The sequence below is a fragment of the Streptomyces griseus subsp. griseus genome, from assembly GCF_000720255.1.
Lineage (GTDB): Bacteria > Actinomycetota > Actinomycetes > Streptomycetales > Streptomycetaceae > Streptomyces > Streptomyces griseus_I.
On record NZ_JOJE01000035.1, the window covers coordinates 1 to 12,555 of the forward strand.

The 12,555-nt window shown below is 68.9% G+C and carries 7 protein-coding genes and 2 pseudogenes; 5 read left to right on the top strand and 4 right to left on the bottom strand.

All coding sequences use genetic code 11. The annotated features are described in order from the left end of the window. Window positions 1-854 (top strand): rhamnogalacturonan lyase family protein (locus IG99_RS33715; RefSeq protein WP_037680811.1); only part of this gene is annotated, 854 nt, incomplete at its 5' end. A gap of 57 nt (window positions 855-911) precedes the next feature. Here the strand turns inward: IG99_RS33715 and IG99_RS33720 are convergent. Beyond that, a complete protein-coding gene (locus tag IG99_RS33720; protein ID WP_037680813.1) occupies window positions 912-3,581 on the bottom strand; it encodes a cellulose binding domain-containing protein in 2,670 nt (889 codons plus the stop codon). 102 nt (window positions 3,582-3,683) lie between these two features. Then, window positions 3,684-6,599, bottom strand: a complete 2,916-nt coding sequence (locus IG99_RS33725; protein WP_037680815.1) for a glycoside hydrolase family 48 protein — start codon at window positions 6,597-6,599, stop codon at window positions 3,684-3,686. A 251-nt stretch (window positions 6,600-6,850) separates the two neighbouring features. On the opposite strand from IG99_RS33725, the gene IG99_RS33730 reads away from it, so the two are divergent. The 4 genes and pseudogenes from IG99_RS33730 to IG99_RS50730 form a co-directional block, all read left to right on the top strand. Further along, on the top strand, window positions 6,851-8,329 hold the full coding sequence (locus tag IG99_RS33730) for a cellulase family glycosylhydrolase (protein ID WP_199815670.1): 1,479 nt from the start codon (window positions 6,851-6,853) through the stop codon (window positions 8,327-8,329). Window positions 8,330-8,381: 52 nt separating this feature from the next. Then, complete coding sequence (locus IG99_RS33735) at window positions 8,382-10,115, top strand: glycoside hydrolase family 6 protein (protein WP_037680817.1); 1,734 nt, start codon at window positions 8,382-8,384, stop codon at window positions 10,113-10,115. A 171-nt stretch (window positions 10,116-10,286) separates the two neighbouring features. Further along, window positions 10,287-11,159, top strand: coding sequence for a class I SAM-dependent methyltransferase (locus tag IG99_RS33740; protein ID WP_037680820.1), 873 nt, complete (start codon window positions 10,287-10,289; stop codon window positions 11,157-11,159). A 60-nt stretch (window positions 11,160-11,219) separates the two neighbouring features. Further along, window positions 11,220-11,428, top strand: a pseudogene (locus tag IG99_RS50730) (short-chain dehydrogenase); the annotation flags it as partial. Here IG99_RS50730 and IG99_RS50735 read toward each other — a convergent pair. After that, window positions 11,429-11,593 (bottom strand): annotated as a pseudogene (locus IG99_RS50735) (short-chain dehydrogenase); the annotation flags it as partial. Window positions 11,594-11,678: 85 nt separating this feature from the next. Next, complete coding sequence (locus IG99_RS33745) at window positions 11,679-12,515, bottom strand: aldo/keto reductase (RefSeq protein ID WP_037680822.1); 837 nt, start codon at window positions 12,513-12,515, stop codon at window positions 11,679-11,681. Window positions 12,516-12,555: the final 40 nt, after the last annotated feature.

The window sequence follows — 12,555 nt, forward strand, 5'->3', positions numbered from 1 at the left end:
GTGGCGGTGCCTTCACCCGCCGCTGGACCTTCGACACCAACTCCTCCGCCAACTCCGGCAAGGGCTACGACGGTCAGGGCAACCACAGCCTTTCCGTCGGAGACGTCGACAACGACGGCAAGGACGAGATCGTCTACGGCGCGATGACGGTCGACGACAACGGCAACGGCCTGTGGACGACGAAGACCGGACACGGCGACGCCCAGCACCTCGGTGACCTCGACCCCGGGCACGCGGGTCTGGAGTACTTCAAGGTCTCCGAGTCGTCCTCGCAGCCGGCGGAGCTGTACATCAACCCCGCGAACGGCACCGTGAACTGGAAGCTGGCCGCCTGCTGCGACAACGGCCGCGGAGTCGCCGGGGACATCTGGGCGGGCAACGACGGCGCGGAGGTGTGGTCCGCCTCCGACAGCTCCGTCCGTGACGAGTCCGGCGCCACCAAGGGCCGCGAGCCGTCCTCCGTCAACTTCCTCTCCTGGTGGGACGCCGACCCCGTCCGCGAACTCCTCGACGGCACCCACATCGACAAGTACGGCACCTCCTCCGACACCCGCCTGCTGACCGGCTCCTCCGTGCACTCCAACAACAGCACCAAGGCCACCCCGTCCCTCTCCGGCGACATCCTCGGCGACTGGCGCGAGGAGGTCGTCTGGCCCACCTCGGGCAACACGGCCCTGCGCATCTACTCCACACCGATCGAAACCACGACCCGGATCACCACCCTGCTCCACGACACGATGTACCGCACGGGCATCGCCTGGCAGAACACCGCCTACAACCAGCCCCCGCACCCCAGCTTCTTCATCGGCGACAAGATGCCGACGGCCCCGAGGCCGACGGTGTACACGCCGTAGCCGGCCGCCCGGAGCAGTGAAAGGCGCGTGCCGTCACACGGCACGCGCCCCTCTTGGTCAGCTCACCGTGCAGCTCTGGTCGCCCAGCTTGAACGCGGTCGGTTTCGTGTTCGTGCCCGACCAGTTGCCGGTGAAGCCGAAGCTCACGGAGGAGCCGGCGGCCACGTTGGCGTTCCAGCCGACGTTCTTGGCGGTGGCCGTCGAGCCGGACTGGGTGGCGTCGGCGTTCCAGGACTGGGCGATGGTCTGGCCGTTGGGGAAGGCCCAGGTGAGGGACCAGCCGGACCAGGGGGCCGTGCCCGTGTTGGCGAGCTGGACGTCCGCCTGGAAGCCGCCGGACCACTGGTTGGTGATCTTGTAGGTCACCGCGCAGGCGCCCGTCGGAGTGGGGTCGGGATCGGTGCCGCCGCCCCCGCCTCCGCCGCCCCCGCCGCCGGTGTCCGACGTGTCGCCGTAGACGACACCGCGGCCGTTGGTCGAGACATAGACACGGCCGTAGACCCGCGGGTCACCCGTGATCGCCCCGCCCGTCCAGCCCCACTGGTGGGCGTCGTCGTTGATCCGCGTCCAGGTCGCGCCCTTGTCGGTGGACCGGAAGATGCCCCGGACGCCGGCGATCTTCGCGCTGGTGTAGAGGGTCTGGTAGGAGGCTCCCGCGGCCGCCTTGCCGAAGCCGATCGTGTCCGCCTGCTCGACGCCTGACAGCTTGGTCCAGGACGTACCGCCGTTCGTCGAGTGCCAGAGGCCGTACGCGCCGTCCGCCGCGCCACCCGCCAGCCACACGTCGCCCTTCGTCCCGGGCAGCGCCTTGAAGCGCACACTGTCACCGCTGGGCAGGCCGGTCGCGGAGGACGCGGTGAAGGTGGCGCCGCCGTCCGTACTCACGTAGAACTTGCCGGACTTGAAGCCGTAGAAGGTCTTGGCGTCGACCCGGTCGGACTCGACGATCGCCCCCGCCGGGATGCCGCTCGACGCCTGCCACGACGTGCCGAAGCCCGTCGTGTACTGCACCCCTGCCCCCGCCGGGCTCCACACGAAGCGGCCGCCGTCCGACGAGGCCGCGACCGTTCCGCCGCCCGAGACCCCCGAAGGGTCCGTCCCGGCGAACCAGTTGGCGCCGTTGTCGGTCGAGAACGCGATGTGCGGACCGGAGTCCAGATCGCCCACGCGCACCACGGTGTTGGGGTTCGTCTCGGCGAAGTCCAGGCTCGTGGTGGTGGTGAAGTTCGGTGAGGTGTACATCAGCGCCGGGACCTTCGTCAGGTCCGTGTGCCGGAATCCGCCGACGTCACCGAGCGCGCTGAGCAGCGGGGCGCCCGTCGGGGGAGAGGCGAGGTCGTTGACCGCCGTCTCCTCCAGTCCCTGCACCATCGGCTTGATGGTGAACTGGCTGCCGCTGTCCCAGTTGGTGAGGTTCTCGGTGCCGTAGATCGTCGCGCCCGTCCCGTACATCATCCGGCCGGAGTTGAACGGGTCGATCTCCAACGCCTCGGTCATCCAGCCCAGTTTGGGCGTCTGCTCGGGCGGCGACGGGTTCGCGCCCCAGGTCAGCCAGGGCGACGACGAGACGTCCATCGTGAAGCGGTTCGCGCGGTTGGGGTACGACGTGTAGTCCCACGCCTTCGTCCAGGTGCCGCCGCTGTCCTTCGAGCGGAAGATCTGCGTGTCCGGCCACCAGGAGCTGTACGCCGTCGCCATCACCGTGCCCGGTTTCTGCCGGTCGACGGTCAGTCCGCTGAAGCCGTAGTACGTGTCGGCCTCGGCGACCGGGCTGATGTTCGTCCAGGTGCCCGTCGCCGTCGCGTACCGCCACAGCTGGCCCTTGCCGCCGTCGTACGGGCCGCCCTTGTCGCTGTAGGCGAGGTACAGATAGCCGTTGACCGAGTCCAGCACGCCCTTGTGCGCGAGGTAGCCGGTCGGCTGCCCGGCGAGCCGCGTCCAGGTCGCGCCCGCGTCGGTCGAGCGGTACACCGCGTTGTCCTTGTCGGCCACCCCGACGTAGACCGTCTTCGTGGCGTTGCCCGAGGTGCCCGTGGACTCGTCGAAGGTGACCCAGACGATGCCCTGGTTGTCGCTGGCGTAGCCGGAGGTGTCGCTCGGATCCTGCACGTAGTTGCCGACGTTGGGGAAGTTCGTCACCTGCGACCAGGTGGCTCCCGAGTCGGTCGACCGCCACAGCCCCTTGCCGCTGGGCGCGCCCAGGTACAACACGCTGTTCTTGTTCGGGTCGACCGCCAGGCGCTCGCCCATGCCCCGTCCCGGCATGTTGCCGCCCAGCTTGAACGGCAGGTTCGCCTTCTGCCAGCTCGCGCCCCGGTCGGACGACCTGAGCACCGCCCCGTTCCCCGGGTCCCAGCTGTTGGTGTACGTGCCGACCGCCGCGTACACCTTGTTCGGGTCGACGGAGTCGGAGGCGAGGCTCACCACGCCGGTGTGCCCCCAGTTGTCCCAGCCGACCGAGTCGAGCATCGGCGTCCACGTCCTGCTCGACTCGACCCACCGGTACGCGCCCCCGATGTCGGTGCGGGCGTAGGCGAGGTTCTTCTCCTTGCGGTTGAAGACGATCCCGGGCACGAAGCCGCCCCCGTCGATGCGGGCGTTCTTCCAGGTGTAGGACTCGGCGGCGATCGTCACCTTCTCGGTGCCCGAGGCGAGTGCGGGCGGGGTGCCGGCGAGCAGCCCGGCGGCGAGGGCGAGGACGGCCGTGAGGACGCGGGTTCTTCGCACGGTGGGGGTCCTTCCTGTGGGGGAGCGGAACGTGCGACGACCGGGCGGCCCTCTGTGCGGATGAGGGCCGCCCGGCGTGGTACGCGGAGTCTTAGCGGGGACTTATTCGAGGAGCTCCGCGTACGAGCCCATGGCCAGGGCGATGTCGGCCTGGGCCCAGAACCGGTGGTACGTGAACGAGGGCGCGGCACCGCCCGCGAGATAGCTCTCGATCTTCGACCAGGCGGGGTCGTTCTTGTAGAACGACCTGAGCGAGGTGAAGGTCGAGGAGGAGTTGATCGTGTCGCCGTTCGGCATCTTGCCGCTCCAGCCACTCGGGACGTACACGCCGTCGTCGAAGCGGCTGTAGTCGGTGCGGGTCTCCGGCACGGCGATCCCGAGCGCGTCCTGGTTGTTCTTCCACATGCCGTCCAGCAGCGCCTTCGCCGTCGTCTTCGCCTCCGTGTCACCGGACCGGTCGGCGTAGTACGTCAGGGTCTTGGCGTACGAGGCCGCGACACCGACGTCGTCGGTGTAGTCGGCGACGGTGACGTGAAGTCCGCTGTTGGAGCTGGGACTTGACGCGTTCCAGGTGTCGGGCTGACCCGACCACTGGAGCGTCGAGGGGATCCGGTAGGTGCCGTCCGGGTTGATCGTGGTCTTGGACAGCGCCCAGTCGACCCACTTGTCGAGGACCGCCTTGGCCTGCGCGTTCCCCGTCTGCTGGTAGTACTCGGCGACCCGCTCCATCGACCACGTCTGGAAGCCGAACCACTGGTTGGACGGCGGGTCGTGGTAGACGGGCTGCTGGTCGTAGTACATGCCGTAGAAGGTCGACTTGCCGGCCGGCGGTGTCGCGTACCGGCCCGCCCAGCTGTTGGTGGCGCCACCCGCGATCGCGCCCTCGTCGGACTGCAGCCAGCGGTAGAACTCCATCTGCCGCTGGAGGGACTTGGCCCAGTCCGCCTGCCCGGTCGCCGACTTGGGCTTCAGCGGGGCGTAGCTGCTGAGTGCGTAGGCCGCCAGCGGGTTCTGGTAGCCGCCGTGGGCGTGGCTGGAGCCGATGCGCCAGGCCCAGCCCGCGTTGGTGTCGGTCGCGCCGCCCCAGGCGTAGTACCAGGACAGCAGGTAGAACGAGGCGTCCTTGCCGGTGCCGGCCGGGCAGGCGGTCGGGCCGACACAGTTACCGATCTTCTTGAAGTACTTGTCGTACATGGCGTAGCGCAGGTAGTCGCCCATCTTCGCGGCCTTGCCCACGGCCGCGGAGACGTCGGAGCCCTTGCCCTGCTCCTTGGCCCAGACGTCCGCCCAGTACGCGGCCTGCACGGCACGCGCGTCGGCGTCCGGGGCGTTGGTGAACTTCCACTGCTTGGCGTAGGAGGCGTCACCGGTGAACAGATCCAGGTAACCGTTCTTGCCGCCGTACTTGAAGGCGTCGCAGGTCGGCTGCGGGATCGTCTCCCAGACGGACTCCTCGGCACCCCGCTGGAAGGTGTTGATGTACGACGGCCCGGTGTCCGACGGACCCGCCTCGCACTTGCCGGGCGAGTTGCCGTAGCCGTAGACGTTGTCCACGTCCTGCAGCCAGTGCATGCCGTAGATGTCGTCCGTGCCGTAGGCGCTCTTCAGCTCACCGGCGATCGGGTCCGAGCCCACCGAGACCCCGGAGTCCAGCTTCGCCGGGTACTCGTTCGGGGTGTCCAGCTCGGGCGCGTAGGTCGCCGGCTTGGAGGCGTTGTAGAAGGAGTTGGTCGGCTGGTCGGCGTGGGTGGGGATCATGTACTTCTCCATGATGTCCCAGGCACCGTTGAACTTGGTCCAGTCGCCCGTCACCTTGCCGTACATCGCCTGCAGCCACAGCAGGTAGCTGTAGGCCTCCGACGTGGTCTCGTGGCCGTGGTCGGGAGCCTCGACGATCAGCGTCTCCACCGAGTGGTAGGGGATTCCCTCGGGTGAGAAGTAGCCGTTCGCCGGGTTGGTGATCTTGCCGTAGAGCTCCAGGAACCGGGCGTCGTACTCCTTGGTCCCGGCGATCTGGGTGGCCGTCACCGTGGCCTTGGCGTGGCCCGTGGCCGTCGAGTCGAAGGTCGCCGCGCCGGTGCCGGAGGCGCTCGCGGTGAGGGTGACCTTCTGCGCGGTGCTCCAGTTCTGCGGAGTGAAGACCAGCGAGGCGCCACCCGTCACCGACAGGCCGGTGTTGCCGCCCGTCCGGGCGGTCGTGACGGTCACGTTGGCGGACGGCTGGGTCGACAGCTTCACGTCGTACGTGGCCGTCTTGCCCTGCTGCACGGGCAGCTGGGTCGGCGAGGCCACCACGGCGGGACCCGAGGCGACGGTGATGCCTACGGGCGTGGACTCCGCGGACGCGCCCAGGCTGTCGTAGGCCTTCGCCAGCAGCGAATGATTGCCCACGGTCAAGCCGGTAGCGGAAAGCGTGTAGGGCGCGCTCGTGTCCGTGCCGAGCAGGGTCGTGTTGTCGTAGAACTCGACCTTGCTGATGGTGGCGTTGTCCGCGGCCGCGGCGGTGGCCGCGAGCGGGACGGCGGTGCCCTGCGAGTAGACCGCGCCCGCGCTGGGGCTGGTCAGCACGGTGATCGGCGGCTGGTGCGCGCCGGTGCAGGGCGTGCCGTTGACCGAGAAGGAGCTGGGCGCGGTGTTCGTGCCGCTGTAGGTGAACTGCCCGCCCGTGCTCACCGCCGCCCCGGCGGCGATGTTCGCGTTGTAGGTCGCGTTCTTCACCGTGACCGTCTGGCCGGACTGCGACCAGGTGCCGTTCCAGCCGTTGCTCAACTTCTGGTTGCCGGCGTACGTGTACGTCAGCGTCCAGCCGTTGATCGGATCCGTGCCCCGGTTGGTGAGGGTGAGGTCCGCGGTGAACCCTGAACCCCAGTCATTGGTCTTGTAGTCGACACTGCACTGAAGTGCCGCTGCCTGAGCGGAAGTCGATCCCATGCTCAGCATGGTCAACGGGAGGGCCAGGGCCGCCACCACGGCGGTCCACAGCCGCCGCGCCGTGCGGCGTCTGCGTTTGGGATGCATGTGCTGGTTCCTCCTTGCGGTGGGGGAGAAGTCAAGGCTTGAACCAGTGGGAGCGCTCCCATAGTGAGGACGAGGGTGCGAGGGGTCAAGATGCTTGAAGAGTCGAAAAGATTCGAGCTGTACCAGTTGAGGGAAAGTCAGTGACGCCCCTGTTCTTTACTGACGCTTGGCGCTAGCTTCGAGACACCAGTGGGAGCGATTCCATCAGTCGACGCGTTGGGCACAACGCGCTGAGCTGCAAGGAGTCGCTCATGCGACACCCCCCGCGTTCAGTACTTTTAGCCGTCACCGGCGCGGCCGCCCTCATCGCAGGCGTGACCGTTCCGGTGGTCACCGCCCAGGGCGCCACACCCGCGTGCACGGTGGAGTACGCCGTCACCAGCCAGTGGGACACCGGCTTCCAGGGCTCCGTGAAGATCACCAACAACGCAGCGCCCCTGAACGGTTGGAGCCTCGGCTTCGACTTCGCCGACGGGCAGAAGGTCACCCAGGGCTGGGGCGCCAAGTGGTCCCAGTCCGCCGCGACCGTGACCGTGTCCAACGAGAGCTGGAACGGTTCGCTGGGCACCGGCGCGAGCGTCAGCGGCGGGTTCATCGCGTCCAAGTCCGCCGCCAACGCCGTACCGACGTCGTTCAAGCTCAACGGCACCACCTGCAACGCCGGCACCGAACCCCCGCCCACGACGCCCCCGACCGACCCGCCGGACCCCGGTGACAAGCCGCCGGCCCTGCACGTCTCGGGCAACAAACTCATGGACGCCGGCGGCAGGACCCGCCGCCTGCTCGGCGTGAACCGCTCCGGCGGCGAGTTCATGTGCGTGCAGGGGCGCGGCATCTGGGACGGACCGGTCGACGACGCCGCGATCAAGGCGATCGCCGACTGGAAGGCCAACACCGTCCGCATCCCGCTGAACGAGGAGTGCTGGCTCGGACTGTCCAACATCAAGCCCGAGTACGCCGGGGCGAACTACGTGAACGCCGTCAACGACCTGGTGGCGAAGGTGAAGGCACACGGGATGACCCCCGTGGTCGAACTGCACTGGACCTACGGCCAGTACACCGGCAACTCGGCGGGCTGCTCCGACGTGCACGCCAGCTGCCAGAAGCCGATGCCCGACATGCGGTACACGCCGTCGTTCTGGACCTCGGTGGCCAACACCTTCAAGAACGACCCGGCCGTCGTGTTCGACCTGTTCAACGAGCCCTACCCGGACCGGGCCACCTCCACGACCACCCAGGCGTGGCAGTGCTGGCGCGACGGGGGGACCTGCCCCGGCATCGGCTACGAGGTAGCCGGGATGCAGGACCTCGTCGACGCCGTACGGGCCACCGGCGCCAAGAACGTGATCCTGGCGGGCGGGATCGCGTACTCCAACGACCTGAGCCAGTGGCTGACGTACAGGCCCACCGACCCGGCGGGCAATCTCGCCGCCGCCTGGCACGTGTACAACTTCAACACCTGTTCCAACGAGAGCTGCTGGAACTCCACGCTCGCGCCCGTCGCCGCACAGGTCCCCCTGGTCGCGGGGGAGATCGGCGAGAACACCTGCGCGCACTCCTTCGTCGACCGGGTCATGAAGTGGTTCGACGACCGCGGCCTGTCCTACCTGGGCTGGACCTGGAACACCTGGGACTGCTCCTCCGGCCCCTCCCTCATCGCCGGCTACGACGGAACCCCCACGTCGTTCGGCGTCGGGCTGCGTGACCATCTGCGCGCCCTGAACGGATGAACCCGCACCACCCGCGTCCGAACACCCGCAACCAAGAAGGAAACCCTCACTCATGAGCCGTACCAGAACAGCGCTGCTCGCAGCCATCGCGCTGGTCGCCGGGGCCTCCGGCACCGCGCTCGCCGTAGCGCCCTCGGGCAGCGGTCTCGCCGCCGTCCCCTGCACCGTCGACTACAAGGTGCAGAACCAGTGGGACACCGGCTTCACCGCCGCCGTCACCATCACCAACAACAGTGCCGCCAAGTCCAGTTGGGCGGTGAAGTGGTCGTACGCCGGCAACCAGAAGGTCACCAACTTCTGGAACGCCAAGGTCAGCCAGAGCGGGACCGCGGTCACCGCCGCCAACGAGACCTACAACGGGTCGCTGGGGACCGGCGGTTCGGTCAGTTTCGGCTTCCAGGGCACCTACAGCGGCAGCAACGCCGTCCCGGCCACCTTCACGCTCGACGGCGTGACCTGCAACGTCGATGGCGGCGGCCCGACCGACCCGGGCCCCACCGACCCGGGCCCGACGGACCCCGGCACCCCCGGCAACCGGGTCGACAACCCGTACGCCGGCGCCAAGGTGTACGTGAACCCCGAGTGGTCCGCCAATGCCGCCGCCGAACCGGGCGGCAGCCGGGTCGCCAACCAGCCCACCGGCGTGTGGCTGGACCGCATCGCCACGATCAACGGCACAGGCGGCAAGATGGGGCTTCGCGCCCACCTCGACGAGGCCCTGCGGCAGAAGGGATCGGGCGAGATGGTCGTCCAGCTCGTCATCTACGACCTGCCCGGACGCGACTGCTCGGCCCTCGCCTCCAACGGCGAGCTCGGCCCGACGGAGATCGACAAGTACAAGACGCAGTACATCGACCCGATCAAGACGATCCTCGCGGACTCGAAGTACGCCTCCCTGCGGATCGTCACCACCATCGAGATCGACTCGCTGCCCAACCTCGTCACCAACACCGGCAGCCGGGCCACCGCCACCCCGCAGTGCGACGTGATGAAGGCCAACGGCAACTACCAGAAGGGCGTCGGCTACGCCCTGAACAAGCTCGGTGACGTGCCCAACGTCTACAACTACATCGACGCCGGTCACCACGGCTGGATCGGGTGGGACGACAACTTCGCCCCCAGCGCCGCCCTGATGAAGGAGGCCGCGACCACCGAGGGCGCCACCGTCAACGACGTCCACGGCTTCATCACCAACACGGCCAACTACAGCGCCCTGAAGGAGAACAACTTCACCATCAACGACTCCGTGGCCGGCAAGTCGGTCCGTGAGTCCAAGTGGGTCGACTGGAACCGCTACACCGACGAGCTCTCCTACGCCCAGGCCTTCCGGGCGGAGGCGGTGAGGCAGGGCTTCCCCTCGGGCGTCGGCATGCTGATCGACACCTCCCGCAACGGCTGGGGCGGCTCCGCACGGCCCACCGGCCCTGGAGCGATGACCAGCGTCGACACTTACGTCGAAGGCGGCCGCTACGACCGCCGCATCCACGTCGGCAACTGGTGCAACCAGTCAGGTGCCGGACTCGGCGAGCGGCCCAAGGCCAGCCCGGCGGCCGGGATCGACGCGTACGTGTGGATGAAGCCGCCGGGGGAGTCCGACGGCGCCAGCAGCGCGATCTCGAACGACGAGGGCAAGGGCTTCGACCGGATGTGCGACCCCACGTACACCGGCAACCCGCGTAACAACAACAACATGTCCGGCGCCCTGCCCAACGCGCCGCTGTCCGGGAAGTGGTTCTCCGCCCAGTTCCAGCAGCTGATGCAGAACGCGTACCCGCCGCTGTCCTGATCCGCTGAACCCGGTCCGCCGGGGCCCGGTCACCCCTACCGACCCGGGCCCCGGCGGATCACGCACTCCACCGCCGGGCAACCCACGGTTTTGCCGTCTCGGCAACAGCAGTGGCCCCCGCACGGTGCGTCGGAGCAGGCTGGCGGCATCCCGAGCGAGAGGCTGACCGGCATGGCGCACCACCACAACCACCACCACAACACCCACATCGACTGGGCCGAGATGGCCCCGCACCTGGAATCCCAGGCGGAGCTGTACGCACCCCTCTACGAACGGGCCCTGGCCTGGCTGGGCAAGGAGGTGACCGAGCCGGGCCTGATCGTCGACGCCGGCAGCGGCCCCGGCGTCGTCTCCTGTCTGTTCGCAGAGGTCTTCGAGGGCGCCCGCGTGGTCGCCGTGGACAGCTCCGCCCCCCTCCTCGAACGCGCCCGGGCGCGGGCCGAGCGGCTCGGGTACGGCGACCGCTTCGGCACTCTCGCCGGTGAACTTCCCGACGTGCTGGGGGAGTTGGACTACCCTGCGGATCTCCTGTGGGCGGGCCGCAGTCTGCACCACCTCGGCGACCAACGCACCGCCCTCACCGCCTTCGCCGAGCGCCTGGCGCCCGGCGGCACCGTGGCGATCATGGAGGGCGGCCTCCCGGCACGGTTCCTGCCCCGCGACATCGGCATCGGCCGCCCCGGCCTCCAGGCCCGGCTGGACGTGGTGGAGCAGGAGTGGTTCACCCGGATGCGGTTCGACCTGCCGGGCTCCGTGGCCGAGACCGAGGACTGGCCGGCCCTGCTGACCGCCGCGGGCCTGAAGCCCACCCGTACCCGCAGCTTCCTCCTCGACCTGCCCGCACCGGCCTCCGAGCGGGCGCGCGCCCACGCCGCCGCCTCCCTGTCCCGGATGCGCGAGGTCCTCTCCGACGATCTCGACGCCGACGACCGCACCACCCTCGACCGGCTCCTGGACCCGGACGACGAGGCGAGCGTGCACCGGCGCTCCGACGTGTTCGTCCTCGCGGCGCACACCGTGTTCACGGCGGTACGGGCGCATTGACATGCTCCTCGCCTTGCGCTGTGCCGGGATCGCTCCTGGTCTTACCGGCGCTCCGCAACAATGACCGAATCCCGAGCCGCACTCGTCACCGGCGGCAGCGGCATCGGTGCCGCCGTCGCGCGGCAACCGCTGGAGGCCGGGATGGCGGATGACCGTAACCCGCCGCGGTGAGGCGCGGCCGCGCGGCTCCGCCGAGGAACTCGGCCATCCGGAGGGGTTGTTGACGGTTTTCCGGCGGCACGGCCGAGTACGGAGACGTACAGTCGGCCCGGCCGTACGACGACGATGTTGACGTCGACGCCCGGGGCCGGCGGATCGCCCACACCACCGAGTCGGCGATCTGGCCGGTGGTGAGAAGGTGGCCGGGCGGCAGGCTGCCTAGGTGTCCCAGAAGGGGTCTCCACCCGGCCCGGGGCGATCAGCGTGACGCCGATCGGTCAGCCCGATCAGGGCGCCGGAAGAGACACCTGTGCCCCGGACCCGTACGGATCCGGGGCACAGGGCTGCCGTGGAGGGGTCTCAGGACACGTCGAACGTCGCCGGGTCGGGGCCCAGGCGGCGGTCCTCGTTCAGCGCGCTGATCGCCGCCAGGTCCTCGGTGTCCAGTGAGAAGCCGAAGACGTCGATGTTCTCCTGGATCCGCGACGGCGTCACGGACTTCGGGATCACCACGTTGCCGAGCTGGATGTGCCAGCGCAGCACGACCTGGGCCGGGGTGCGGCCGTGCTTCTGGGCGATGGCCACGATCGCCGGGACCTCCAGCAGGCCCTTGCCCTGGCCGAGCGGCGACCACGCCTCGGTGGCGATGCCCTGCTCGGCGTGGTATTCGCGGGAGGCGTGCTGCTGGAGGTGCGGGTGCAGCTCGATCTGGTTGACCGCCGGGACGACCGACGTCTCACCGATCAGCCGCTCCAGGTGCTCCGGCAGGAAGTTGGAGACACCGATGGCCCGCACGCGGCCGTCGGCGTGCAGCTTCTCGAACGCCCTGTACGTGTCCAGGTAGCTGCCCCTGGCCACCGCCGGCCAGTGGATGAGATACAGATCCAGGTAGTCCAGTCCGAGCTTCTCCATCGAGGTGTCGAAGGCGCGGAGGGTGGAGTCGTACCCCTGGTCGGTGTTCCAGAGCTTGGTGGTGACGAAGATGTCCTCGCGGGGGAGGCCGGAGGCGGCGATGGCCTTGCCGGTGCCCGCCTCGTTGCCGTAGATCGCCGCTGTGTCGATGCTGCGGTACCCGGCCTCAAGCGCGGTGGCGACGGCTCGCTCCGCCTCGTCGTCCGGCACCTGCCAGACGCCGAAGCCCAGCTGGGGCATCTCGACGCCGTTGTTCAGGATGATCGGGGGGACCTTGCTGCTCACGAGCTCTTGATCCTTCGGTTGTCCGTCTGGTGATACTCCC

Coding starts and splice junctions, on each gene's coding strand:
- IG99_RS33725 (WP_037680815.1), bottom strand. CDS start 6,599: ATGCATCCCAAACGCAGACGCCGCACGGCGCGGCGGCTGTGGACCGCC.
- IG99_RS33735 (WP_037680817.1), top strand. CDS start 8,382: ATGAGCCGTACCAGAACAGCGCTGCTCGCAGCCATCGCGCTGGTCGCC.
- IG99_RS33740 (WP_037680820.1), top strand. CDS start 10,287: ATGGCGCACCACCACAACCACCACCACAACACCCACATCGACTGGGCC.
- IG99_RS33730 (WP_199815670.1), top strand. CDS start 6,851: ATGCGACACCCCCCGCGTTCAGTACTTTTAGCCGTCACCGGCGCGGCC.